The organism is Falsihalocynthiibacter sp. CO-5D18 (assembly GCF_041205445.1).
GTDB classification, from domain to species: domain Bacteria; phylum Pseudomonadota; class Alphaproteobacteria; order Rhodobacterales; family Rhodobacteraceae; genus Falsihalocynthiibacter; species Falsihalocynthiibacter arcticus.
Map to the genome: position 1 here is coordinate 127819 of NZ_JBGFCF010000010.1, position 25226 is coordinate 153044.

Annotated in this window: 23 protein-coding genes and 1 tRNA gene; 10 read left to right on the forward strand and 14 right to left on the reverse strand. The window is 53.7% G+C overall.

Annotated features, from left to right (window positions below):
* The first annotated feature begins 8 nt into the window (after positions 1–8).
* The 3 genes from AB9F27_RS14260 to hisH all read left to right on the forward strand — a co-directional run bounded on the left by AB9F27_RS14260 (position 9) and on the right by hisH (position 1877).
* Positions 9–554: a pseudouridine synthase gene (locus AB9F27_RS14260; protein ID WP_335585756.1), complete on the forward strand. Its 546-nt coding sequence runs from the start codon at positions 9–11 to the stop codon at positions 552–554.
* A 96-nt stretch (positions 555–650) separates the two neighbouring features.
* Entirely contained in the window at positions 651–1238 is a 588-nt protein-coding gene (gene hisB / locus AB9F27_RS14265; protein WP_335585757.1) for an imidazoleglycerol-phosphate dehydratase HisB, read from the forward strand.
* Positions 1239–1877: an imidazole glycerol phosphate synthase subunit HisH gene (gene hisH, locus AB9F27_RS14270; RefSeq protein WP_335585758.1), complete on the forward strand. Its 639-nt coding sequence runs from the start codon at positions 1239–1241 to the stop codon at positions 1875–1877.
* 45 nt (positions 1878–1922) lie between these two features.
* Here hisH and AB9F27_RS14275 read toward each other — a convergent pair whose 3' ends face one another.
* A complete protein-coding gene (locus AB9F27_RS14275; protein WP_039002541.1) occupies positions 1923–2306 on the reverse strand; it encodes a DUF2147 domain-containing protein in 384 nt (127 codons plus the stop codon).
* Positions 2307–2456: 150 nt separating this feature from the next.
* On the opposite strand from AB9F27_RS14275, the gene hisA reads away from it, so the two are divergent.
* The 3 genes from hisA (at position 2457) to AB9F27_RS14290 (ending at position 4324) form a co-directional block, all read left to right on the forward strand.
* Positions 2457–3188: a 1-(5-phosphoribosyl)-5-[(5-phosphoribosylamino)methylideneamino]imidazole-4-carboxamide isomerase gene (gene hisA, locus AB9F27_RS14280; protein WP_335585759.1), complete on the forward strand. Its 732-nt coding sequence runs from the start codon at positions 2457–2459 to the stop codon at positions 3186–3188.
* A gap of 66 nt (positions 3189–3254) precedes the next feature.
* Positions 3255–4019, forward strand: coding sequence for an imidazole glycerol phosphate synthase subunit HisF (gene hisF, locus AB9F27_RS14285; RefSeq protein WP_039002543.1), 765 nt, complete (start codon positions 3255–3257; stop codon positions 4017–4019).
* Entirely contained in the window at positions 4016–4324 is a 309-nt protein-coding gene (locus AB9F27_RS14290; protein ID WP_335585760.1) for a phosphoribosyl-ATP diphosphatase, read from the forward strand. Before hisF ends, AB9F27_RS14290 begins: the two co-directional genes overlap by 4 nt.
* Here AB9F27_RS14290 and AB9F27_RS14295 read toward each other — a convergent pair.
* The 3 genes from AB9F27_RS14295 to rlmB all read right to left on the reverse strand — a co-directional run bounded on the left by AB9F27_RS14295 (position 4321) and on the right by rlmB (position 6255).
* Positions 4321–4746 carry a CoA-binding protein gene (locus tag AB9F27_RS14295; protein WP_335585761.1) on the reverse strand — a complete coding sequence of 142 codons (426 nt, stop codon included), beginning with the start codon at positions 4744–4746 and terminating at the stop codon, positions 4321–4323. The two genes, AB9F27_RS14290 and AB9F27_RS14295, sit on opposite strands and share 4 nt — an antisense overlap.
* A 177-nt stretch (positions 4747–4923) precedes the next feature.
* Entirely contained in the window at positions 4924–5379 is a 456-nt protein-coding gene (locus AB9F27_RS14300) for a YHS domain-containing (seleno)protein (RefSeq protein ID WP_335585762.1), read from the reverse strand.
* A gap of 96 nt (positions 5380–5475) precedes the next feature.
* Positions 5476–6255: a 23S rRNA (guanosine(2251)-2'-O)-methyltransferase RlmB gene (gene rlmB / locus AB9F27_RS14305; RefSeq protein ID WP_335585763.1), complete on the reverse strand. Its 780-nt coding sequence runs from the start codon at positions 6253–6255 to the stop codon at positions 5476–5478.
* Positions 6256–6367: 112 nt separating this feature from the next.
* Here rlmB and AB9F27_RS14310 point away from each other — a divergent pair.
* A tRNA-Tyr gene (locus AB9F27_RS14310) sits at positions 6368–6451 on the forward strand.
* A gap of 169 nt (positions 6452–6620) precedes the next feature.
* Here the strand turns inward: AB9F27_RS14310 and AB9F27_RS14315 are convergent.
* The 3 genes from AB9F27_RS14315 to AB9F27_RS14325 form a co-directional block, all read right to left on the reverse strand.
* Positions 6621–7577 (reverse strand): substrate-binding domain-containing protein, encoded by a 957-nt coding sequence (locus AB9F27_RS14315; RefSeq protein ID WP_335585764.1) that lies wholly within the window; start codon positions 7575–7577, stop codon positions 6621–6623.
* An 88-nt stretch (positions 7578–7665) separates the two neighbouring features.
* Positions 7666–8685, reverse strand: coding sequence for an ABC transporter permease (locus AB9F27_RS14320; RefSeq protein WP_335585765.1), 1020 nt, complete (start codon positions 8683–8685; stop codon positions 7666–7668).
* Positions 8678–10204 (reverse strand): sugar ABC transporter ATP-binding protein, encoded by a 1527-nt coding sequence (locus AB9F27_RS14325; RefSeq protein ID WP_369757885.1) that lies wholly within the window; start codon positions 10202–10204, stop codon positions 8678–8680. The genes AB9F27_RS14320 and AB9F27_RS14325 overlap by 8 nt, the downstream gene beginning before the upstream one ends.
* Before the next feature lie 212 nt (positions 10205–10416).
* Between AB9F27_RS14325 and AB9F27_RS14330 the strand changes: the two genes are divergently transcribed.
* Both AB9F27_RS14330 and AB9F27_RS14335 read left to right on the forward strand, forming a co-directional pair.
* A complete protein-coding gene (locus AB9F27_RS14330) occupies positions 10417–11454 on the forward strand; it encodes a LacI family DNA-binding transcriptional regulator (protein ID WP_335585767.1) in 1038 nt (345 codons plus the stop codon).
* A 57-nt stretch (positions 11455–11511) separates the two neighbouring features.
* Positions 11512–12279: a TerC family protein gene (locus tag AB9F27_RS14335; protein ID WP_335585768.1), complete on the forward strand. Its 768-nt coding sequence runs from the start codon at positions 11512–11514 to the stop codon at positions 12277–12279.
* On the opposite strand, the gene AB9F27_RS14340 is transcribed toward AB9F27_RS14335, so the two are convergent.
* The 7 genes from AB9F27_RS14340 to AB9F27_RS14370 form a co-directional block, all read right to left on the reverse strand.
* The gene (locus AB9F27_RS14340) at positions 12273–15722 is read right to left on the reverse strand and encodes a translocation/assembly module TamB domain-containing protein (RefSeq protein WP_335585769.1); all 3450 of its coding nucleotides are present in this window, start codon (positions 15720–15722) and stop codon (positions 12273–12275) included. The genes AB9F27_RS14335 and AB9F27_RS14340 overlap by 7 nt on opposite strands.
* Positions 15719–17566 (reverse strand): autotransporter assembly complex family protein, encoded by a 1848-nt coding sequence (locus tag AB9F27_RS14345; protein WP_335585770.1) that lies wholly within the window; start codon positions 17564–17566, stop codon positions 15719–15721. Before AB9F27_RS14345 ends, AB9F27_RS14340 begins: the two co-directional genes overlap by 4 nt.
* Positions 17567–17797: 231 nt before the next feature.
* Complete coding sequence (locus AB9F27_RS14350) at positions 17798–18502, reverse strand: GntR family transcriptional regulator (RefSeq protein WP_335585771.1); 705 nt, start codon at positions 18500–18502, stop codon at positions 17798–17800.
* Positions 18495–19664, reverse strand: coding sequence for an acetylornithine deacetylase (gene argE, locus AB9F27_RS14355; RefSeq protein ID WP_335585772.1), 1170 nt, complete (start codon positions 19662–19664; stop codon positions 18495–18497). Before argE ends, AB9F27_RS14350 begins: the two co-directional genes overlap by 8 nt.
* A gap of 2 nt (positions 19665–19666) precedes the next feature.
* A complete protein-coding gene (locus AB9F27_RS14360) occupies positions 19667–20851 on the reverse strand; it encodes a M24 family metallopeptidase (protein WP_335585773.1) in 1185 nt (394 codons plus the stop codon).
* 238 nt (positions 20852–21089) lie between these two features.
* Entirely contained in the window at positions 21090–22157 is a 1068-nt protein-coding gene (locus AB9F27_RS14365; RefSeq protein ID WP_335585774.1) for an ester cyclase, read from the reverse strand.
* A gap of 264 nt (positions 22158–22421) precedes the next feature.
* Positions 22422–23573 (reverse strand): ester cyclase, encoded by a 1152-nt coding sequence (locus AB9F27_RS14370; RefSeq protein ID WP_335585775.1) that lies wholly within the window; start codon positions 23571–23573, stop codon positions 22422–22424.
* A gap of 392 nt (positions 23574–23965) precedes the next feature.
* Between AB9F27_RS14370 and AB9F27_RS14375 the strand changes: the two genes are divergently transcribed.
* Positions 23966–25204 (forward strand): extracellular solute-binding protein, encoded by a 1239-nt coding sequence (locus AB9F27_RS14375; RefSeq protein ID WP_335585776.1) that lies wholly within the window; start codon positions 23966–23968, stop codon positions 25202–25204.
* Positions 25205–25226: the final 22 nt, after the last annotated feature.

Genomic DNA, 25226 nt, shown 5'->3' on the forward strand with positions numbered 1-25226 from the left:
TTAGGGGCATGACTCTGATCCTTTTCAACAAACCCTTTGATGTGCTTTCGCAATTTACGGACTCGGGCTCGCAAGGCAGTACGCGCCAAACCCTTTCTGATTTCATCAAAGTTCCAAAAGTTTACGCGGCGGGACGCCTTGATCGGGATAGTGAAGGCCTGTTGCTTTTGACGGACGACGGCAAATTGCAAAACAAGATTGCCAGCCCGAAATTCAAAATGGAAAAAACCTATTGGGTGCAAGTCGAAGGCACCCCGAGCGACGCCGATATCGAAAACCTGCGCCGTGGTGTCGCCCTCAAAGATGGCCCGACCAAACCCGCCAAAGTGGAGCGGATGACCGAACCCACAGGCCTTTGGCCCCGAATCCCCCCTGTTCGATTCCGCAAAACGGTGCCCGATTGTTGGCTTTCGATCACGATTTCAGAGGGCCGCAATCGCCAAGTCCGTCGCATGACGGCCCATATTGGGGCCCCTACATTGCGCCTGATCCGCTACAGAATCGGCGATTGGTCCATCGAAGGGCTCGAAAATGGCTATTGGCGTGAGGCCTAGAACACATATTCAGAGGGCTTTCGTTCACCGTTAAGTGCGCTCTTTATCTGGTCGCCCTGCACGCCTATAAGATGGAAAAAACTTAGGAGACCTGACATGCGGACCGCAAAAATTACGCGCAAGACTGCAGAAACTGATATTTCGGTCGAAATCAATCTCGACGGGACCGGTCTGTACGACAACAAAACGGGTGTGGGCTTCTTTGATCATATGCTGGATCAACTTGGGCGGCACGCGCTCATCGATCTGACCGTCCGCGCCAGCGGGGATTTGCACATCGACGACCACCACACCGTCGAGGACGTGGGAATCGCGATTGGTCAGGCTTTGAGCCAAGCGCTTGGTGATAAACGAGGGATTCGACGCTATGGGTCTTTCCTGTTGGCGATGGATGACTCGCAAATCCGCACTGCGCTGGACCTCTCTGCACGGCCCTATTTCATTTGGAACGTCGACATGCCAACGCCAAAAATTGGCACCTTCGACACCGAATTGGTCCGCGAATTCTTTCAGGCCCTCAGCACCCACGGCGGCATCACCCTGCATGTCGACAAATTGCACGGGTTCAACAGCCACCACATCGCCGAGGCGACCTTCAAATCGGTGGCCCGCGCATTGCGTGAAGCGGTTGAAATCGATCCGCGCAAAGCGGATGCGATTCCGTCGACAAAGGGTGCGTTGTAAATGCTCACGGCGATCATTGACTATGACAGCGGCAACTTGCATTCGGCCGAAAAAGCGTTCCAACGCATGGCCTCCGAGACAAACGCGGGTGACGTCATCGTCACTTCCAACCCGGCCGATGTCTTGCGGGCGGATCGAGTTGTCTTGCCCGGAGATGGCGCGTTTCCTGCCTGCAAAGCCGAGCTTTTTGACCACACGGGATTGTTTGAAGCCTTAGAGGAGGTCGTCGTTGCACGGGGCCGCCCCTTCATGGGGATTTGCATCGGGATGCAGATGCTTTCAACCACAGGCCATGAGTATACAGACACCGCGGGATTTGATTGGATCGGCGGCGATGTCGTCAAAGTCGCCCCTTCGGACCCCACGCTAAAAGTCCCGCATATGGGGTGGAACGACCTCGTTTTGGATCACCCCCACGAAGTGCTGGAGGGGATTTCGACGGGTGATCACGCCTATTTTGTCCATTCGTTTCATTTCCGCGTCAAAAATCGTGCCCACCGTTTGGCGCATGTGGATTACGCCGAAGAAATCACCGCGATTGTCGGACGTGACAATTTGATCGGCATGCAATTTCATCCGGAAAAATCCCAACAAACGGGACTGCGGATGATTGCCAACTTCCTGAAATGGAAACCCTAAAACATTAAAAGCCCCGCCAATCGGCAGGGCTTTCTCACATGGCGCTTAATTCACGCGCGACCACGTTTGTTTCTTACAGATAGGGCCAACACAGCCCGAAACTTTAAGCGTATTGCCGTTCAAAGCCATTTTGGACTTATACACTTTGTCTTTGGAGGGTTGCCAAATTTTGCCGCCCGCATAGGCCCCCTCGCCCTTCACGCTCATATCCCAAACCAACTGCTTGCCGATGTTCGGCGATTTGGTTTCCCCCGAAGAATCAAAGGTGCGCGCAATCACGCCGCAAATTTTGTCGCCACAGGGCGCAACGGCGATATGGGCATAGGCCCCATCATCGACTTCGGTTTTCCATGTGCCGTCAATCGGATCCGCAAACCCTGCGCCGACAGATAGAACAAGCGCTGCTGCGGCTGTAAGTAGTGTTTTCATTCAGTATCCTCCCGTTTCAAAGCAAACCTGCGCCAGAATTCTTGCTTCGATCAACCATGACGTTGGGTCGCATTTTTCGCGCCATAGCTTTTGCTTTCCCACAAGAACCATGTCAAAAGGCGCTAACTCAGCTCAAAACAGGCCAGTTTCATGATCCTCTATCCCGCAATCGACCTCAAAGACGGCAACGCCGTGCGCCTGTTCAAGGGCGATATGGACCAGACAACCGTTTTCAACGAGAACCCAGCAGCCCAAGCGCTGGAGTTCGTCGAAGCTGGGTGCGAGTGGCTCCATCTGGTTGACCTAAACGGCGCATTCGCGGGCGAGCCTGTCAACGCCGCCCCTGTTGAAGCGATTCTGAAGCAATGCCGCGTCCCCGCCCAACTTGGCGGAGGTATCCGCGACATGGCAACTATCGCGCGCTGGATCGACAAAGGCCTCGCCCGCGTCATCCTTGGAACCGTCGCCGTTGAAAACCCCGACCTCGTGCGCGAAGCCGCCCGCGAGTTCCCCGGAAAAGTCGCCGTTGGAATTGACGCGCGCAACGGCCGTGTGGCCACCAAAGGCTGGGCGACGGAAACCGACGTGATGGTCACAGACCTCGCCAAATCCTTTGAGGATGCGGGCGTATCGGCGATCATTTACACCGATATCAACCGCGATGGCGCCATGAAGGGTCCCAACGTCGAAGCCACAGCCGCCCTCGCCCGCGCGGTGACCATTCCCGTTATCGCCTCGGGCGGTGTCAGCTCATTGGCCGACCTGCGGGCGCTTCGCGATTGCGGAGCCAACCTAAATGGCGCGATTTCCGGTCGTGCGCTCTATGATGGCGCGATCGACTTGGCCCAAGCGCTCAAAGTGCTAAAAGGCGAAACCGCTTAACGCCCCCTAGTCGGGAAGCGGTGTTTCCCCTATGACAAAGAAATTCTTCATCACGGAGCCGCCGCCATGCTCAAGACCCGCATCATCCCTTGCCTAGATGTCGCCGAAGGGCGTGTCGTGAAGGGCGTGAACTTCGTCGATTTGATCGACGCGGGCGACCCCGTAGAAAGCGCAAAAGCTTATGACGCTGCGGGGGCGGACGAGTTGTGTTTCCTCGACATCAAAGCCACCCACGAAAATCGCGGCACCATGTATGATTTGGCGCGGCGCACGGCGGAACATTGTTTCATGCCGCTTACTATTGGCGGCGGTGTGCGCACTCGTGATGATGTACGAAAATTGCTGTTGTCTGGCGCGGATAAAGTGAGCTTCAATTCCGCCGCCGTTGCCAATCCCGACGTGATCGCCGACGCGGCGAACCATTTCGGAAGCCAGTGCATCGTGGTCGCCATCGACGCGAAAACCGTGTCCCCTGGTAAGTGGGAAATCTTTACCCACGGTGGCCGCAAAGCGACCGGTATTGACGCGGTTGAATTTGCGAAAAACGTTGTTTCCAAGGGCGCTGGGGAAATCCTGCTCACCTCGATGGATCGTGACGGAACCCGTGCAGGCTTCAACTTGCCCCTTACCCGCGCGATTTCGGATGCGGTTTCTGTACCGGTGATTGCCTCAGGTGGTGTCGGCACGTTGGATCACCTCGTCGAAGGTGTGACACTGGGCGGAGCCTCCGCAGTACTTGCCGCGTCGATCTTCCACTTTGGGGACTACACCATTCGCGAAGCCAAGGAATACATGGCCGCAAATGGTATCAATGTGAGGCTAGACAGATGAGTGAAATCGCGAAACTTGCCCAGACAATTTCCGAGCGTGCCAGCGCCGATCCAACCAGCAGCTGGACCGCGAAACTCCTCGCTAAAGGGCCCGAGAAATGCGCCGAGAAATTTGGTGAGGAAGCCGTTGAGGCGATCATTGCTGCGGTAAAAGACGACAAAGACGAACTCGTAAAAGAGAGCGCCGACGTGCTTTTTCACTTGCTGGTTATGTTGCAGTCGCGCGGCGTATCCCTTTCGCAGGTCGAAGCCGAATTGGCCCACCGCGCAGGAACGTCAGGGATTGCCGAAAAGGCATCGCGTTAACCAAACAGGCGCGGATACTCGATTTTGGGACAGCGGTTTTGAATGACAGTAACGCCCCGCGCCTCTGCAAATTCCGCCGCTTGCGCATTCTCTATCCCCAACTGCATCCAAATCACCTTGAGATTCGGAAAACGCGCAAGGGCTTCCTCCACAACGGGCAACACATCTTCGCTTCTGCGGAAAATATCGATCATATCGACTTGGATATCGGCCTCAATTGCCGTTAAACTGGTGCGGACGGGTTCGCCCAACAGCGTCTGCCCCACATAGACGGGATTAACAGGAATGATGCGAAACCCCTTATCCTTGAGGAACTCAGAGACGTAATAACTCGCTCGTTCCGGTTTTTTCGACATGCCAACACAGGCAATGACCCTCGTGTCGGTAAAGATTTCGCGCAGCGTTTGATCTGTATGTTTCATCCCTAAAACCTTTCGAATCGTCCCATTTCACACAAGAAAAAACGCCCGAACTGGGGAAAGCTCGGGCGCTAGTGTGGAACGAGGGACAGTATTTGCGAGGGTGTTCCAAACCCTACTCTTTAAAAAATGGGTACTGAGTTCAAAATGTTAAGGGTTTCTCAAGAAAACGTGATCACACTACATCAATGCTGAAGGCCAGAACCCATTGGCAAGAGCGATATTGCCCGGCATATCTTCCTGCCAAACACTTCGAACCGTTGTGTTGTAGTTTAGGTACAAGCGGTCTTTGTGTATCGTCCATGCATCGGGTTCCGTGGTTGCAACAGCCCCTTTGGACATCGCATAGGCGCAATAGCCCCCGTATTTGGGAGCATAGGCACGCGGGTTCCCCATAAAGATCTCAGCGTTGTGCATCGACGAAAACACCCACATCGCGCCTTCCCATTTCACCGCATATTTCATCATCCCCTGCACGGGTTTGCTTTCAGTAAAATAGGCAACGGGATCATAGCCATTGATGGCCACCCCGTGGGTATTGAACACGTAGTCATTGCCCGCAAAAGCGGGTGGCGCAACGAGAGTCGCAAGCGGGGCAGCGCCCGCCATTGCGAGGAAATGGCGACGAGAGAACATGAGAATCCTTTCTGTTGCTCTAAATTTGGCAACAAATGGCAAAGAACCCAAGACCCCTAACGCAACCGTGACAGCCCGCGAGAAAGACGTCAGCGCCTATTTCGGGCGAACAGCATAGAGCGCGACCGCAGCAGCATTGGAAACATTCAACGACCCGAAGTCGGCCGCATAGGGAATTTTCGCTAACTTATCAACGGTTTCCTTGGTTTTTTCCCGCAAGCCAGGCCCCTCGGCCCCAAAGACCAAAGCGATGGGACGGTCCGTCATACCGACAACCGCGTCCTCAATAGACTCCTCGGCATCGCCATCCAAACCGACAACCAAATAGCCCATTTGTTGCAGTTTTTCGATGGCATCCGCGAGATTGCGAATCCGCAGATACGGCTGACGCTCTAGCGAGCCGGAAGCGGTCTTTGCCAATGCACCCGTTTCCGGAGCCGAGTGGCGTTCTGGTGCAATCACGGCCCGCGCCCCAAACACTTCCGCAGAGCGCAGAATCGCCCCAACGTTATGTGGGTCCGTCACGCGGTCCAACAGGATCACACGTGGCACCTGACCGTCCGCAGCAAGGCAGACTTCCTCAATCGGCCCCCAATCGAGCGGCTTAACTTCCAATGCGGCGCCTTGGTGAACTGACTGGGGATCAAGCGGGGCGGAAAATTTGCGTGTGGGCACGATTTCCGGCTCCATGCCGCTGGCCAAGATGTCACTCTCTAAACGATCATACGCGTTTTGGGTGACCATCAATCGCAGCCGTTCCCGATTGGGGTTGCGCAAAGCGTCGCGCACGGCGTGAATCCCAAACATCCAAACGCGAGAGGCCCGTGCCAAGCGTTTGTCCTGCTCTTTTTCAATCACCCATTTAGGTTTATCCATGGTCCACCGCCTTTAGTTTATTGCGCCGCGGACAATGCGCAGAGCCTAGGTGTAGATGCAAGGTATTTTCCTGTTGACGCCCCAATCTAGGGCTAGTATCTCACCCCTTGTTGGGCGATAGGCCGCAAGGTGTGGCAGGGGACTGTAACTCCCTCGAGGCGACTCACGCCTGGTTCGATTCCAGGATCGCCCACCATTTCAACGCTTTGCGTTGTAAAAATTGGCTTCGGAAATGTTCACGCATTTTCGAGGCCATTTTTTTTGCCCTGCGGTTTTCCAAGCGTTCACAACCAGCCCGAATCAAAAAAGGGAGCCCCGAAAGGCTCCCCCGTATTCCCGTCTTCACTGTCTGATCTTGGGAGAATCTAGAAAGGAGAGTCGGGGAAATAGAAGCTTGCTGCGTTCTCGGGCGTGATCAAAGTCGCACCCAGAATATAACGACCAGAAACCGGACCGTTGGACTTGAAGGCGGCAACGGTTACATCCATCGCCGTGGCGATCATCGCTGGTGGATACAGGACGTCAACTGGTATCAATGTTTCACCATCCATGATCGATTTGATGGTTTCTTTCATGCCAGCACCGCCGACAACAAACATGCCGTCACCGTCGCGACCAGCTTGTTTCAAAGCCGCCACAACACCGATGGCGATGTCATCGTCTTGGGCCCAAACCGCATCGATATCGGGGAAACGGCTTAGGAAGTCTTGCATGACTTCAAAACCGTCGTCGCGATTCCAGTTGGCGTGTTTGTGGTCGAGAATATTCACGCCGGAGCCTTCCATTTCGGCCATGAACGCATCGAACCGCTCATTGTCGATGATGGTTGGAATCCCGCGTAGAACAACGATGTTATCGCCTTCTTTCAAACGCGTTTTCATGTATTGCGCCGACACGCGACCCAATTCAGGATTGTTGCCCGCAACATAAATGTCTTCGATTCCGGGCAAGCTCAGGCCACGATCCACAACCGTGATCAGGGCGCCAGTTTTTTTGACGTTCAAAACTGGATCCGTCAGTGGCTCGGACTCAAACGGCAGGACCACAAGTGCGTCGATTTGGTGAACCGAGACAAGATCCTCAATCGCGGAAGCCTGAGCACCGGGATCTGGCGAGTTCACAAGGATAAGGTCTACGTCTGGATACAGAGCTTCGAGACGCGCTTCGGCTTGTTCTGCGTGCCAGTTCATCCCAGCCGCCCAAGCATGGGTTGGCGTTGGGTATGAGACCCCAATTTTAATTTGGTCCTGCGCGATTGCGGCGCTGGCAAGGGCCATGGCCCCCGTAACTGCGGCGACGAATAGTGATGTTTTCAGTTTCATAATCTTCCTCCCTAAGTTTCAATCTTAGCCGCCCTTTTTAGGTCCGGCCCCTTCTTTTGTGCGCCTCTCCTTGACGCACATTTCAACGCTAGGATTTTGGCTTGGATTTTTTGCCCCAGTCCGCGCGCTGCAACCAAACGGCGATAATAATAATCAGACCTTGCATTGTGCCGTTCAGATAATTCGAAATCATATCCGTAAAGTTCAGGATATTGCCAATGGTTGTCAGGATCAGCGCCCCCAAAATCGTGCCGCCAATCCGCCCGTAGCCGCCCTTGAGGACCGTGCCGCCGATGATCACCGCAGCAATCGCCTCCAACTCCCAAAGGACACCCGTCGTTGAGGAGGCCGAGCCAAGACGCGGGACATAGATAATGGTTGCCATTGCCACGCAAAGCCCTTGGATCACATAGGTCCATGTTTTGATGCGGTCGACTTTAATCGCCGAATACCGCGCCACGCTTTCGGAGGAGCCAATTGCCGTGCAATAGCGGCCAAAGGCGGTTCGGTTAAGCAAAACCCAGCCCGCGATCGACACAAAAATGAACACCCAAACCGGTACGGGCAGCCCAAAGAACGCCTCATAATAAACTGGGCGATAGGTTTCACGGATGCCATAATCCAACGACAAGGTGCCGCCGTCTGCGAAATAGGTCACAAGCGAGCGGAAAATCCCCATGGTCCCGAGGGTGACAATAAAGGCTTCGATTTTTCCTTTAGTGGTCAGAAATCCGTTTGCCCAGCCAGCGCCAACGCCCAAAATTACACTCACACCGCAGCCCAAAAGAACCGTCGCGACACCTGTGCCCATGATTTCAACTGCGCTGTTCATCACGATGATCATCACGCCGGCGATAACCGCAGCCATGGACCCAACCGAAAGATCAATTCCACCAGCTGTAATAACGAATGTGGCGCCAATCGCGATGATGCCGATAAACGCGGACCTCGTGAGGAGATTGGTGATATTACCTTCACTCAAGAACGCTGAATTCAGTGAAAATCCAACGATACAGAGCAATATCAACGCGATCGCTGGCCCAAGTGTTTTAAAATCGACTGACGAAAGCCAGCTTTTTGTTTCTGTGGTTGTGGCTGAATCAGACATCCCGCACCTCTTCCTTCAGACCAGCGGCATAGCGCACGATCTCTGTTTCATTAATGGCGTCGCCCGTCACAGACCCCATGATACGCCCGTCGCGCATCACAAAAACGCGGTGGCAAATGCCGATAATTTCCGGCATCTCTGATGAAATCACGACCACAGACATTCCCTCAGCCGCGAGGGCCGCGATGAAATGATAAATCTGCTGCTTGGTGCCTACATCGATACCGCGCGTGGGTTCGTCGATGATAACAACACGCGGATTACACTCCATAACCTTGGCGAGAAGAAGTTTCTGTTGGTTGCCGCCGGACAAATCGCCAGCTTTGACGTTGGGGTCACGCGCGCGAATATCAAAGCGGCGCACACCGCGTGCCAGCGCCTTCTCTTCGGCTCCTTTGTCCAACATGAAATTCTTCACAAATTTTGGCAGCGCAAGCAGGGTCATGTTCTTTTGCATCCCCTGCTCCATGAGCAAGCCTTTGGATTTACGATCTTTCGTGAGGTAAACCACGCCTGCATCGCGGGCTTGGGCCACAGACGAAAACCGCACTTCGGCGCCGTCGATTTTGATCGTGCCACTTTCGATTTCCGAGAGGCCACAAATCGACTCAAAAACTTCCGAGCGCCCTGACCCAATCAGCCCCGAGAAGCCCAAAACTTCGCCAGCTCGCAAATCAAAACTGATGCCACGCACATTCTTTGTCGTTAAATTAGAAACTTCCAAAACGCGCGGCGCGTCCACATCAGCTTCTTGAATTGGCGGATAAAGATCGGACAATTCGCGCCCAACCATCATCTGTGCCATCGAATCCAGTGTGAATTCATCTGCTGGCTTGGTTGCGATCCATTGTCCATCGCGCAAGATTGTAATGCGATCCGAGATTTCTTTCACTTCTTGCAATTTGTGCGACACAAACATAATCGCCGTGCCACGCTTCTTTAACTTCGCGACTTGTTCAAAGAAAACACTGGTTTCCGCTTCAGTCAAAACCGCTGTTGGTTCATCCATAATCAATACGCGCGCATTGCGGCTAGTGGCTTTGACGATCTCAACCATTTGCTTTTGAGCAATGGAAAGACTCGAAATTCGCGCCTTGGGAGAGATGTCTAAGCCAACGTCGGAAAACATCTTTTGAACCTGTGCAGTCATCTCCCGACGGTTCAAAACCCCGTTACGCACGATCTCGCGACCTAAGAAAATATTTTCTTCAACGGTCATTTGTTCGGCCAAGTTTAGCTCTTGGTGAATAAGAACAATCCCAAGGTCTTCTGCTTGCCCGTTGGGTGGCAAGTTAACCTCCTTGCCGTCAACACGCAGAGAGCCCGAGGTTGCGGGGATAAAACCAGACATCACTTTCATAAGCGTGGATTTCCCCGCGCCGTTTTCCCCAATCAACGCATGAACTTCCCCTGCGCGCAGATCAAAGCTGATACTGAACAAAACAGGAATCGCCCCGAAAGACTTGCTTACCCGCTCTGCGGACAGCACTGGCGTATCATGGAAACCTCCATCGGCCATGTCTTCTCCTCCCCCTAGAACAAGTCGCCTCCCGCGCTTTGTTCCCAATTATGAAAACCTTTTCAAGAATAATGTAAACCTTTTCATAAACTCCTGTAAACCTTTTCATTGCTCTTTTGTGCCGTCCCGTTTTAAACTCCTCAAACTTGCTGCAACCATTGGACTTTTAACATTATTTTGAAGTTCGAAATTTCAAAAAGGCCACACTGACTTTGGAACAACCCTCTCCAAGACCCGCCACAATCGAGGATGTCGCAAAACTTGCGGGTGTCTCGATTGCGACAGTGAGTCGAGCGATTCGGATGCCAGAAAAAGTGGCCGAAAGCACCCGCAAGAAGGTCACGGCGGCCATCGCAAGGACGGGCTACACGGCAAACGCTATGGCACAAAACCTGCGCATGCAGCGCTCGCAAATGGTGATGGTTCTAGCCCAGTCGATTGCCGACCCCAATTTTCCAGGCATCCTAACGGGCCTCGAAAAAGTCGCCAAGGCGCGGGGGTATGGCGTTTTGATCGGGAACACGGAGGGGGATGTTTTACTTGAGGAAAAGCATCTGCGCTTCCTTTCAACGGGTATGGCTGACGGCTTAATCCTTCTAACAGGCCACCTCCCTGTCGCAGGTTGGTTGCAACACCCAACAACCAAAATTCCGCCAATGGTGGCGGCCGCGCGTCCGATCAATCGCCCTGACATAAGCTATGTTGGCGTCAATGATGCTGCTGCCTCCAAAGTTGCGACCGACTACCTTATTTCCCTTGGTCATAAGAGAATTGTTTACGTCTCAGGCCCCCCCGGCGACGCCCTCTCGGAACATCGCCATCGGGGATATTGCGAGGCCCTCACGGAGGCTTTCAATCAAAGTTCTGTTTGGCGGGTTCAGGGCGATGGCACCACCGAGGGAGGCCGCAGCGCAATCGAACGCCTGTTTATCCGCGACACCCTCCCCACGGCCTTTTTCTGCTACAATGACAATACCGCAATCGGGGTGATCGCCGCGCTGCAATCTCGTGGTTTCAATGTCCCTGCCGATTTTTCGGTCGTAGGGTTCGACGACATCCCCTTCGCCAATAATATAACGCCTTCTCTCACAACAATCCGTCAGCCTCGCAGCCAAATTGGCGAGATCGCGATGACACATTTGTTGGACTTCCTCCCCACGCGCAGCATCCCCACAGAGACGTCCCTCCTCCACGGCGACCTGATTGTGCGGGGGTCTTGTTCAGCCCCGCGCATGAAACCTTTGGACTAATCCCTCAAAAATCTTGTAAGTGTCGGATCGTAACGCGACCAACATTTGAGGTTTTCCATGATCGACCTACTCCTTTCACCCCAAGCTTGGGCTGCTCTTTTGGCGCTTGTGACACTTGAGATCGTCCTTGGAATCGATAACCTCATCTTCATTTCAGTGGTCTCAAGCAAGCTTCCAGAGAAGCAACAGCGCCATGCCCAAAAGATCGGTATCTCCCTCGCGCTTATCCTGCGACTTGCGTTGCTTTCCGTTATTTCCGTGGTCGTTGGCCTCACCGCCCCTGTGTTTGACTTGGGAATTACAGGACCACTCGACACCCACGGAACCCCCGCGTTCGAAACCGCTTTTTCTTGGCGCGATATCATTCTCATTTCTGGCGGCGTATTTCTTGTATGGAAAGCGACCACCGAAATTCAGCACAAAGTTCAACCCGACCCCGCCAATACAATGTTCAAATCCAAAGAGGTCGCGAGCTTTGCCTCCGTCGTCACCCAGATCATCATTCTGGATGCGGTTTTCTCAATCGACAGTATTTTGACGGCCATTGGGATGACATCGGAATTGCCAATTATGGTGGTCGCGGTGGTTATCGCCGTGGGCGTTATGTTCCTCGCGGCGGGTCCCGTGTCGTCCTTTGTGAACGCCAACCCCACCGTGGTGATGTTGGCCCTCGCCTTCCTTCTGATGATCGGCATGGTCCTTATCGCGGATGGGTTCGGCCACCACCTGCCAAAAGGGTATATTTACGCCGCGATGGCCTTTGCGGCCTTCGTCGAAATGCTCAACCTATTGGCGCGAAAACGAAAACACGCGCATGCTCAGTAGTCGGTGTTAAAAAATATGCCAATCGAGGAACTACCGTCGCTGCTGGTGGTTCCTTTGGCTATAAGTTTTTCAGTCAAATCCAAGTTGAGCGAGATTTCAGTATCGCCTTGGGCGTTGACGGCAATGTTTGAATAGACGTTCTCGGTGAGGTGTTTGCCGACATTTAGAGTCGCCACGCCATCCTCGTTTGCATCCAGTTCGAAGTCATCTACGGGAAGGTTCTCGCGCAGTTTGCCGATGACACTTGTGCCGCCGCGTCCCGCCAATGTCGCAACCGCCGAGGCCAGTTGGAGCGATTGAAACGGCGTCATGTCATCGATGGAAACCCCGAAGAAGATCATCGCAAGCACTTGGTCCTCGGGCGCTTCGGGCGACGATTCAAAGGTGATTTCAGGCTCAGACAAAAAGCCCCCCACAACAATGCTCGCCTCTCCATCTGGAATGGTCGTCGTTGCGCGTAAATTTAGACGGGGATCGAGGCTACCTTCGAGAAGGACTTCACCATCCGTCAACTCAAAGCGCCTCTCCAGAATGTTAATGCGCCCGCGTTGAAGCTCAAAGGCACCGACTGAAACAATATTGGCTGTGGTGCCTGTAAGCCTTATTTTTCCACCAAGTTCCGCGTCGATCCCGCGCCCGCGAATGAAGATTTGCCTTGGCGCAGAAATTGTCACATCCAGCGGATACACGGGCCCGCCCGAATTCCCAGAGGCTCCGGTTTTCTCGGGTTTTTTGTCGAGACCGGCCCGCTCAAGGGTAGCCCGAACGGCAGCGGAGGCTCCAATATGATCCATTTGTGGAATGCTGGTGACCGAGGCAATGCTGCCTGCGGGCACGGTAATTTCCGTGACGCCAATGTCGATCAATCCCGAGATAAGCGCCCCTCCAAGCAACGGTCCGTTCACCGCCACGTTCCCGTTTACCGACGTGGAATACAGGGCGGGGTCGGACAACTGAATCGCCTGAAGCGCCAGCGCCAAATTCGCCTCGTATCCACCAACCAACGACATCCCCCCCTGCACCGTCAAAGACCCACCTGAGGACACATTCGCCTTGGCATCAATGTTTACGCTGGAATTGTTGAGGGTGACTTGGGCGCCAAGGTCTTTGAGCGCAAGTTGGAAATTCGGTGCCACAACCTCGGAGTTCGAGATGGTAACCTGTCCCGAAACGGCATTCAGACTTGGAACGCCCTTTATCGCCAAATCAAATTGCGCGGTCCCCGACAGGGTCCGCGGAGTGATAAAGGGGCCAGCAAGGCCAAGCGGTGCGCTTCCAGACACCTTCATATCCAAACTTTGGTCCTCCAAAACCAACCCTTCGGCCTTCGCGGAAATCCCCATCGAGCCATTCACATTCGTTGATACATGCCAATCCGCACCTTGTTTTTTGAGTGTCCCGTCGAGATCCACACTCCCAGGCAAAGCCGCAACAATTGCGCCAAGATCGTCTAAATGCGCCTGAATGGACATGTTCGCATTCGGGCCTGTGACAAGCCCAGAAACTTTGGCCGTGGTGCCCAGTGGCCCGGTCATTGACGTGTCCAGAACGACGCCGTCCGCGCTTAGATTGGCTGTCCCTTCAAGGGTCACGCCCCCTGGATATTGTGGCAAAATCAGTGCCAAGTCACGTAACTTGGCTTCGTAAACAAACGTGCCGTCATCTGCGTCGACGTCTGCATGCGCGTCCAGTGAAAGTTCCGGTGTTGTGATTTTAAAGGCGCGTAGGGTCGTGCCTTCGCTGTCGCGCGCGGCATCGAGATAGATATTTCCGACCCCGGCAATCAACGGGTCAGCTTGGGAAATCCCCACGGCCAAATCCTGCGTCTCTCCTTCGATTATGACGTCAAAAATACCTGAAAGAGCTTCGACACTGCCCGAAACAGACAGGTTTGCTCCCCCCGCGATCGGTTGTTTTGCGAGGGCCGCGAATTGCGAAAGATCATCTATAGTTAGCGCCGCTTTTAGGTCAGTGGGAAGCCCGTCCGATAGGCCGCCAATATCGAAATCGCCGCTAAAAGCCACGCCCTTGCCTTCAACAGAAACGTTATGAACAACCAAAGGCGTTTGCGGTTTGTATGCCACATAGGCGCGCCCTTTCAAGGTCGTCCCTAAGGCCTGTGACAACGCCGGATCCGCCAGAACAAGGCCTTCAGTCGCAAAGGTAACATTTGCGTTTACACCAGTGACTTTGTGTACTTTGCTTTCAAATTCTCCTGCCATCGACAGCCGGGCTGACGCAAGTTCCACCTCATCTCGAACAAGGTTAACAAGGCCCAAACTCCCCTGCCAACCCGATCCTTTGTGGGCGTCATAACTGAGGTTAAGATTCAAACTATCAACAAGTGTTTTCGACCCCGACAAAGGAAGAAGCACGGGCGTGCCGTCTTTGGTTTTCACGTTTCCCTTAATGTTTAGCAAGGTTGGCCACATTTCGGGAGAAAGGCGCGCGCCCCCTTTCAAATCAATAGTTTGCGCTTGGAGAGAGAAGTTCTCAAGATCCAACGCGCCGCTGGGTTCCCGTACCCCTTCCAACTTCAAGGACAGGTCTGGACCAAAAAACGAGCGATATTCGGGCGCAAAAAGCGCGGTGACATCACCGCCGAGCTTAAGCTTGAACCCTTGCGATTTTTGCGGTGTTGCCCCTTCGGATCCGACCACGCCAAAAGGGGTTTGAATGAGTTCAACACTGCCTTCGATGTTCTTTTCACCCGCACTCGCGAGGAAAAATTCGGCGGTAAAATCAGCAAGCGGACCGTGCCCCGTAATTGAGGCCTCCAGCGCGGGCGTGTCAGGAATTTTCAATAGTTGGGCAACAATTCCGCCCGCATCTTCGCTAAAATCAAACTCGACATCCAGCGCCTGCGTGTCCCGCGCATAGCCTCCGCTAAATGTAAATTCTCCGTCCGCGTCGTCAGTACGCTGCGCCGAAAATGTGGCCTGTCCCGAGCCCCCTTCCAAGCTTGCCGACGCGTCCAAAGACAGCTCAAGCGCCCTCCCAACAATGTCTTTTCCCAATTTGACTTCAGGCACACTTACGTTCTTAATGTCGATGGAGACAGGTAATTCCGGCAAGCTAAATTCAGTTGCCTCCGCTGCGGGGGCTTCGCTAGGAACGGCGATTGGTTTTCGAACGACTTCAATCCGATCTGCGGTCATTTCCCTGACGATCACCCGCCCCCTTAGAAGCGCGGCGCGTTCCCAATTCAAAGAAGCGCCCTCGACGATCAACCAGATGCCGTCGCTGTCGGCGATCGTTAATTTTTCCATCGTGGCGACTGAACTCAATGCGCCTTTAAAGCCGGTAATTCTGACGATCCGTCCTTCCCCACTCAGGCTGTCTTCGAGTTGTGTTTGCAAAAAGCCACCGCGTTCTTCTTCCTGTGCAAACACTGGAGACGCGAGGCAAAAACACAGGGCGGCAATAGCGATAAGGGATTTCAAAACGCTTCTCCAATTCCTATGTAAAACTGAACGCCACTCGCGTCAAAACTGCCACCAACGGGTGCAGCCACGTCGAGTCTGATCGGGCCAATTCCCGTGTCATAGCGTGCGCCAATCCCTGCCCCGACTTGCCATTCGCCCGAACCATCGGGCGTGGAATTCGCACCGACATAGCCAATGTCGGTAAATCCTACCACGCCAAAACCGCTGTCAAACATCTGGCGCAATTCCGCCGACATCCCCGCAAAACTCCGCCCCCCCGTGACCGTTTCCCCGTTCACAACAACACCAAGCGATTGATACGGAAAGCCACGGACTGTGTCACTCCCGCCAGAATAGAACAGGAAGTTGGCGGGTGTATCCTCAATAGAGGTGCCCACGATTGAACCAAGCTGTCCGCGCAACGCTATGACTGTATTTTTCGATTCGCCGAAGCCAAAATACGTGCGCGCGTCAATATAAGCGCGCAAACCGGTGCGCGCGCCCTCTACGTCGACATAGGGCAAAAGGGTTGGGCGAATAAAATATCCGCTGGTGGGGCGCAGAGCATTGTCCCGATAGTCGATTGTTCCTTCATACAACCCGGTCAGCAGCGTGTAAGTATCCTTGCCAAAGACGGTTTCTTCACGCGCATGGAGCAACCCCATTGAAAACTGGTATTGATATTCGTCGGTCACATAGCGCTGGATACCCACGCCGAGGATCGCTTGTTCAAGGTTGTATGTTTCTTCATCTATGGTCGCGAGACTGCCGAGGGCAAAAAAGTCTGTGTCGCGCGCAAAGGCTGCGGGCCGTTCGTAGCGGGCAGTAATGTTGAATTCCGAACGCCCTTCGGCGCCGCCATAAGAACTGCCAATGCCGCTGACTTCGCCCTCGAAACGCAACTTGTCCGCGGCGCCCGTCAAATTGCGATGCATCCAATAGGCCGTGACCGTTGCGCCTTCATCCGAAGAAATTTCGCCGCCAAATCCAAACCTTCGTGGGATTTGATCTTGAACCTCCACTTCGATAGGAAGCGCCCCGTCGGCATTAATCTGTTCACCCTCAGTCAAAACAACCGACCTAAACGCGTCCGTGCGCCGCAAACGCGTTTCCGCGTCTTTAAGATCTTCGGGCGAATAGATTTTCCCCTCTTCGATCCCCAAGATCGCGATCACCCGCTCTGGACGGACGTTTTCGCTACCTGAAACGGTGACTTTTCCGATCCGCGCGAGGCGACCCGTTGCCAATTCCACCTCGGCATTAAAGAGGTTGGAATTGTGGTTCACTGTGAATTTCTGTTTATTTGGCACAACTTTTGGGTAGCCTGAGTCTTTCCAGTCGGAAACCGCCCCTTGGACGCTGCTTTCCAAAACTCTGGTACTCGCAACTTGTCCCGTTGCAAACTCTGGCGGGAGTTTGGACGCAGGTGCGAGCGGGGCGATCTGGGCTTTTCCGAACTTAAATTCGCTCCCCGTCGTCACGGTGATCGTTACTTGAGAGATACTTTGGGGCGGTGAAATCGTCGACAAACCACTGGCTTCGCGGCCATCCAGCTTGATGGAAACCGTCGAACCAAAATAGCCCAACTCATAGAGAACCGCCAAAATCCGTTGATAATCAGCTTGTGCCGAGGCCAAAACGTCCAGTGTGTCCACCTCATCGGAGGCCGCCAACGGCGTCAAAAGCGCTTGGGCTGCAACTTTATCCTGCAACTCTTTGGAGGCAGGTGTCAGCGACAAATCCAATTCGAGTGCCCCAACGGGGCCTAAACTGGCGGTCAAAACCAAACCACTTAAAAGGAGGCGAGGATGAAGTTTTAGGGCCGAAGCGGGGCACCAGAGCAGGGAAGAGATTTTGGTCACAAAACAATCCAACTTGCGAAGGGGACATCGCACAAGCATTCTTCGCGCTATCACCGTAAAAACATGAAGCGACTTTAACACAGACTTAAAAGAAAAGAAGAGCACAATGCAGTTATCACCGACTGCACAGCAGAACGCGGCGCACACCTAAAAAAAGGAATGCAAAATCTGGCGTTCCCATGTTGGGACGCCTTAGCAACTCGCCTAAGGATATTTACTCCCGTCGGGTCTTCAAACGCCTGATTGGGCGCATGCATTTTGTCGTTGCAGACGTTTAAAACTCATCGAGACATGCGCGCGTTGTATGCGAGCAACGGCATCCAAATCCCCCGACAGCAGCGCCAGTTGAATGGCCTCCAACTCATGATGGAAAATTCGGAACTCTTCCTCCAAATCCAATTGTGCCTCAATCGCCGTCCTCAACCAAATCCGTTTGGTTTGGAAATAGAGCCGCTCAAGGGTTTGACGCAGCGGCGCATTTGAAGTGAGATCGAGTAGCGTTTGGAAAACGTCCATATCAAACTGGGTAAATTCCCGCGCGGTGCCAGACTTAATGATCTGCGCAGCCCGAAGTACCAGCCCATCAATCTTGACTAAAAAAGCATCACTTGGCGGTACCGGATCAAGGCGGCCCGTCAACTCCGTCAACTCGACTCGCAATCGATATACCTGTTCCAGCGCGTTGATATCGGCATCAGTAACTAGGGTGCCGACCCCGTGATGGGACAAAACCAGCCCCTCGTCCTCAAGCCGCGCCAGAACCCGTCGCAAAGGCGTACGGCTGGTGCCAAATTCTTCGGCCAGTGCCGCTTCCGAAAGCCGCATTCCGGGGGGGTAATCAAGCAGGCAAATGCGTTGGCGAATTTCTTGATGCATGGCGGCATGACGGTCACGCACAGTTAAGGGAGCCTTTTCGTCTTCAAGCGATTCACTCACTCTGCATCTCCAGCTCACCACCCAGTCGATCTAGCATGGCTAGGCCTGCTGATAGCTGATCCAACGAGAGATATTCATCGGCTTTATGCGCCTGCTCAATAGATCCCGGGCCGCAAACAACCACATCCGTGCCCAGCGCCTGAAAAATTCCTGCTTCGGTTCCAAAGGCCACGACATCCGCATCATTGGCCCCCGTCAACTCCATCACGATCCGGCGCGCTTCGTTTTCATCCGCAGGGATCAGTCCCGCAATCTCTCCAACTATCTCAAGATCGATCGAAGCCTCGCCATAAATGGCCTGCATTTTGGGCAGCAACTCCACGTCGCAAAACTGCTGCAACGCCGCTTTGACAAATTCGGCGTCGCCGCCCTGAACGGGCCGCATTTCCCAGTCCACCCGCGCCTTGGAAGCGATCACATTATGGGCCACCCCGCCGTTGAGCGCGCCAACATTCACCGTGGTCCAAGGTGGATCAAATCGGGTTTTCGCGGGGGCCATACCGCGCAACTTTTCTTTCAGGCCCAACAGACGGCTCACATAATGCACCGCAAATTCAACCGCATTAACCCCAAGATCGGGTGCGGACCCATGCCCCTCGAGACCGTGAAAATGGGTGGAGTATTCATAGCAGCCTTTATGGCCCTCAATCACCCGCATTTCTGTCGGCTCGCCAATAATGGCCACCCGCGGCGTCAAACTGCGTGCTTGTAGGGTTTGCGCCAAATGCTGCGCGCCCAAACAGCCGACTTCTTCGTCATAGGTCAGCGCGAAATGCAGGGGACGCTCTCGCACTTGGCTAGCAAATTGCGGCGCCATCGCAAGCGTTGCTGCGATAAACCCCTTCATGTCACAGGTGCCACGGCCATAAAGGCGCGCGTCCCGCTCCACCATTTCAAACGGATCCGAACTCCAATCCTGATCGGCAACCGGCACCACATCACTATGCCCTGAAAGCAAAATGCCGCCGTCTCTCTCTGGTCCCAAGGTGGCAAAGAGATTGGCCTTGCCACCACATGGCGACGTTACAATATCTACACGCGCGCCGCAGTCCTCCAAAAGATTGGCGGCATAGGCAATTAACGCCTGATTACTGTCTGACGAGATCGTTGGAAAAGCGATCAGATCGCGCAAAATTTCGGTGGTGCGGGAAAGCCTATCCATCGTCAATTCTTCACGAAAAGTTTGCGGTCCACATTACACAGCGCTTCGGCTTCACCATTTTCAGTGATGAGAATGGTTTCAGTGGTTTCAAGCCCCCAACTCTCCATCCACAAGGCGGGCATAAAGTGAAACACCATCCCGGGTTCAAGAACTGTACGATCTTCGCTGCGAATTGACGCGGTACGTTCGCCCCAATCAGGCGGATAGCTTAAACCGATAGGATAGCCACAGCGCCCCTCGCGATGAATGCCGTGCTTCTTGAGGGTACCAATAAACGCGTCGGCGATATCACAAGTCCGGTTCCCTGCCCGCGCGGCGTCAAGGCCCGCGGCGATCCCTTCAAGTTGTGCCTGTTCTGCGTTCAGCATTTCTTGTGGCGGCGTCCCCAAATATATGGTCCGACACAGCGGCGCGTGATAGCGGCGATAACAGCCAGAAAGTTCAAAAAATGTCGCCTCCCCATCGCGCATCGGCGCACCATCCCACGTCAAATGCGCCGCCGTTGCATCCAGCCCCGAAGGCGTCAGCGGTACGATCGCGGGGTAATCCCCCCAAATATCATCCACACCCGTAATTCCAGCGTGGAAAATTTCGGCGACCAACTCGTTCTTCTTCACCCCCGGTGCGGCCTTGTCCAATGCGGTGGCGATGACCTTCTCGGTGATCCGCGCTGCCTTGCGGATAAACGATATTTCATCCTCTGATTTGATCAAACGCTGCCAATTCACCAAGGCCGTCGCGTCAAATATCTGTGCCTGCGGCAGGTCTTGAACAAGTACCGCGTGGGCCTTTGCCGAGTAATAATAATTGTCCATTTCTACGCCTATCCGCGCGCTTTCATACCCAAGGGCGCGAATATGTCCGGCCAAATCCTGCATCGGGTGGCGCTCGGTGGATTGCACGAAATTATCCGCGTAGCCATGAATTTTGTCCGGCCCCATCCAGCAGGTCCGATTGGCACCCACACTGTCCATATAGCGCCCCCACCAAATTGGATCGCCCTCCATTCCCAAGATCACACCTTGATGCACATAAAACGACCATCCGTCATAGCCCGTGAGCCATGCTTGATTGGAGGGGTCCGTCACGAAGATCACGTCAAGCCCTGCTGCCTGCATTGCGGCGCGAGTTTTAACGATACGGCGATCATATTCTGAACGACTAAAAGCGGCGTGTTCTTGGGCCAAGGGACAGTCCTTTCGCGAATTTCTAAGCAAAGATGTACACAACAACGAGCGCGGCGTAGATTCTTTGGTAGATTTGTGGCAGTTAACGCGCAAAAAGCAAGTGATTCATTTTATGTTGTACACAATATGGCAAGGATGAAAAGGAATGCTGGGGACCAACGAGCATTCCGATAACATTCACCGGCGACAGGTCGCGCGCGTAGCAATACTCACCCCTCGCGAAACCGCGTCGCAGACTCTATCCACCGCAACGGAAATGACTCTCCATTCGGCCAAGCACATCCACGCCCATCTGCATCAACAGATCAAGGATATCGAGGGGAACCCAATTCTCGCGGATCAATCCCTCATGGTGCAAATAGAAATCCATAACCCGCATTGTAACCTGACGGTTCGTTGGGCCAAGCCCAAGAAAACCACCGCCCAAATGGTTGGCGAACACACTCGGCCACCCCGACGTCAGGGAATACGCACCGTCCCCAATGCGCACATAATGCCCGCCGCTATGTTTGGCCTTCAAGTCGGCTATATCATCCCATTGCCCCCCGCCTTTGCGTTTAGGAAACGCAATACGGAACGGCAACTGGTGATAATCCACAAACCCCTGAAGCCCGCGCGTCGTCCCGATTCCAGACGGCCCGTACCACATCATCTTAGGGTGCCAGTGGTCCTTTTGGGGCATATTCAAAAGACCGTCGCGCCCCGTGCCCGCCAAATCATCATAGGCGCCCAAGGTGGCATGCATGGCCAATGTTTGCTCAATACTTCTAGCGGATTGCGCTTCGTCACGGGGTGAAAAATCAAGCCCATCGCCCGTCAAAGGACCTTGCCACATTCCTTCCGTCCCAAGGCTTGGAGCAATAGGCCAAAACCCTGCCTGCCGGATCACATCCAACACATCCCAAATGCAATTGGATTGGATAATCTTTCCATCCCTTACTTCATGGACCTCACCATAGCGGATGCAAATTGGCCGCCCTGTCGCTGGAATACCCATCCAGTCCTTCCGAAAGGTCCCACAATAATGTCCGACCATTCCGACATAGTCGCGCCCCTCGTAGCTCCCGCCAACAACCATTTGATCACGGCGCTCCGCATCAGGAAATGACATCAACAATGGCCTCCAAAGCGTTTCCAGGAGCCCGCTGACACCCCGCGCTTCGTTCATAGGATGCGACGCTCGGAGATGAACGTCGCTGTGATAAAGTGTCGTTGCTGCTTGCGCCAAACCCGAAGTTCCCGCGTCGCAAAGTGCGGAGAGCCCTTCATGCAACTGGCGCTTTAATGTGGGCAGCTTGTCAGTCATTGCGCAATTCCATTTGTGATTTCGAGGAAACCGTAGCGCTGCAATTTCAATTTGTGCAGGCGTAACCTCAGTCGATTATTAAGAGTGGATTTGAGAGTGTCAAATCGGTGCCGACAGGTGAAGGCCAATTCGGAATGACCGAAACTGGGCAACGCTGCAACCTGCAGGCAAAGGCACCAGAAAATCAGCCCCATTCCATATAAGCGTTCGGTACTAAGAGACGTTTGATTGGGGGCCTAGGCACATCGCCCAAGCCCCCAATCCTTAAATATCTTCTAGAACAGCACTGTCCTTGTCGGCCATTTGCGCCAACTTCACTTGCATCAAGATCGACATCTCGTCGTAGTTCGTCCACTCGTCGACGATCTTGCCATTCTTGATATGGAAATGGCTCATCCCCATAATTTGTACACGCTTTCCAGTGGGCGCTCCAAGCTCTTCTAGCACGCCCCAACCAAGGTGATGCCCTTCAATAATCCAGCGCACGGCCACTTTGGTGCCGCCCTCTTCGCAGGGTTGCGAACAAACGTGTTGCGGCATGAAAAAGCCGTCTGACACCGAAGAATACAAACCAACGACCTGATGCGTCACCGCACCGTGGCCGTATAGTTCTTTCATCAGCGGACCGTGATATTGAACGGTGGGCGCATAGACGTCCTTGATTTTCCCAAACATCCGCTTGTTGTGGATTTCATGAAGCCAGCCCAGCACTTCTTCCTCTAGGGTGTTATTGGCAATCGAAAGGTCCGCTGCTGTCTCGGGGGGATATTGGCCGAGCAAACGACGGTTTTCGCCCATATCCACAGCGAGCAACCCCTTGTCGAAATAATTCGTGGCAAGGGATTCGGCGTAGGCGTGCGTATCTAATCCGAGTTGCTTAACTTGCGACATCGTATCGACAACCAGCCACTCGCGATAAATCATATTCTCGTAAATCATACAGTCGGCAATTGTGCGCGCCACAAACGTTCGACCGGTGGGTTTTCCGTAAACACCGGGCTGGGAGTGGCGCCCCGCTCCGGTCACCAGATGCGAGGTGTAAAACCCGTCATTCTCGTTCCCGTTCCAAATCACATGCGTCGCCATTCCGCGACGCTCAGGCAACATAAACATGCGCTGGATCGTCCCCTGAACAACCTCCTCGCGAGTATAGGTGGTGTTTGAGGCGCTATAGACCACACAATTGTGCGTATAATGTGTATAAATCAACCCGACATCCCGCTCGTCCCAAATCCGATGCGTACACCTGATGATGTAGTCAACGATGTCGGTATAAATCGGATCGAACCCCTTCATGGGCTGCACACGATCACGATCAGTGGGCACCATGGCCACAAAATCGCGTCGCTCTGATTGCAGGACCTTATCGCTCGCACCGCGTTTTGTTTCCTTGGAACCGCTTTCCTTGGCTACCATTTTTAATCTTTCTCTCTTTATGAATCGAATCTAGCCCTATTTGAGCCCTAAATAGCATACGTTTGCAATATGTTTATTTTCACCTCCAATTTTTTTATATGCCACTATGAATTTTTAAAACTCCCATCCAAAATCGCCATAAATTCCATAATTAACTGTATAATATGCACATTTACAAATAAATTCCTTCATACCAAGCCAGAAAGACCAGCGAATACGGAGGTCCATTTTCAGCAACATCTCCGTGGCATTCCAAAATTTGTTGCATGCGTAGTCAATCAACGCTAGGATTCCTGAGCGTCAGCCTGCCATTTGATGCCAATTATATAAAATATATGAGCTATTCCAAAGATTTGCGGGTGGCTTACCTTCACCAACGGGAGAAAACAAAAATGATTCTCAACTTAAAAACAACCGTCGCGACATGCGCGCTGATTGCGTCAGCCAGCGCAGCTTGGGCCGACTGCGGCATTGAGTCGGGCTCGGTCCGAATCCTGTCTAATGATTTTGACGCGCTTGCGGCAATTGCTGAGGCCGCATCGGCCTGTGCTAGCGACACCGTAGAGGTTACGAGCAATCGCACCGAAGAGCATAAGAACATTCAGGTTCCTGCACTCACGATCACGCCTGCGACATATACGGTCGCTATCGTTGCAACGAACTCCGTTGTCCCGCTGATGAACGATGACCTGATCCGTCCGCTTGATGATCTTGTTGCAAAATATGGCGACCAGCTTGCCGAAAGCCAGATGATCCGCGTCGACGGTAAAACCATGGCGATTGCGTTCATGGCGAACGCGCAGCATCTTTACTATCGCCAAGATATCCTTGCCGAAAACGGCATTGAAGTCCCGACCACGTTTGCAGAGATGCTGGCTGCTGCCGAAACCCTGCGGGCCAACGGCGTAATGGAAACACCCATTGCGTCGAATTTTATGCCCGGCTGGAATATCGCTGCTGAATTCGTGAACACCTACCTCAGCACCGGCAACGACTTTTTCGCACCTGGAAGTGCTGCGCTCGCTATCGACAACGAAGATGGCATCGCGGTTCTGGAAAACCTGAAGGCGATGACGGAATACATGAGCCAAGACTGGGCAACATACGATAGCAATTCGCAAAAGCCCGTTTGGGAAGCTGGCGAATTGGCGTTTGCGATCGCATGGGGTTCGCGCGCTGGCGCCTATATTGGCGATGATAGCCCAGCACCTGAGATCGCAGCCGTAACCCGTTTTTCTGCTGCTCCGGCTTTGGGCGACAGCACAATACCAGGCGCAGCACTTTGGTGGGATGGCTTCACAATAGCCAAGAACATCAGCGACGAGGATGCTGAGGCATCTTTCCGCGCGATGATGGTGGGAATTTCCCCAGAAATGATGGAAGCCAACCGCGACGTCGCAGTTTGGTTGATCGACGGCTATGAGCCGACGGATGCCGCAACGGGTGTGATTGCCGATCTGCAAGGGGGCGCGCGTCCCTATCCAATGTTGCCGTATATGGGGCTGTTGCACACAGCAATTGGCGACAATCTCGCGGAATATCTGCAGGGTAAAGAAAGTGCTGAGCAGGCGATGTCTGACATCACTTCGGCGTATGAGACTGCAGCGACAGAAGCTGGCTTCCTAAACTAAGCCATTCGGAGGAGAGCCGCGC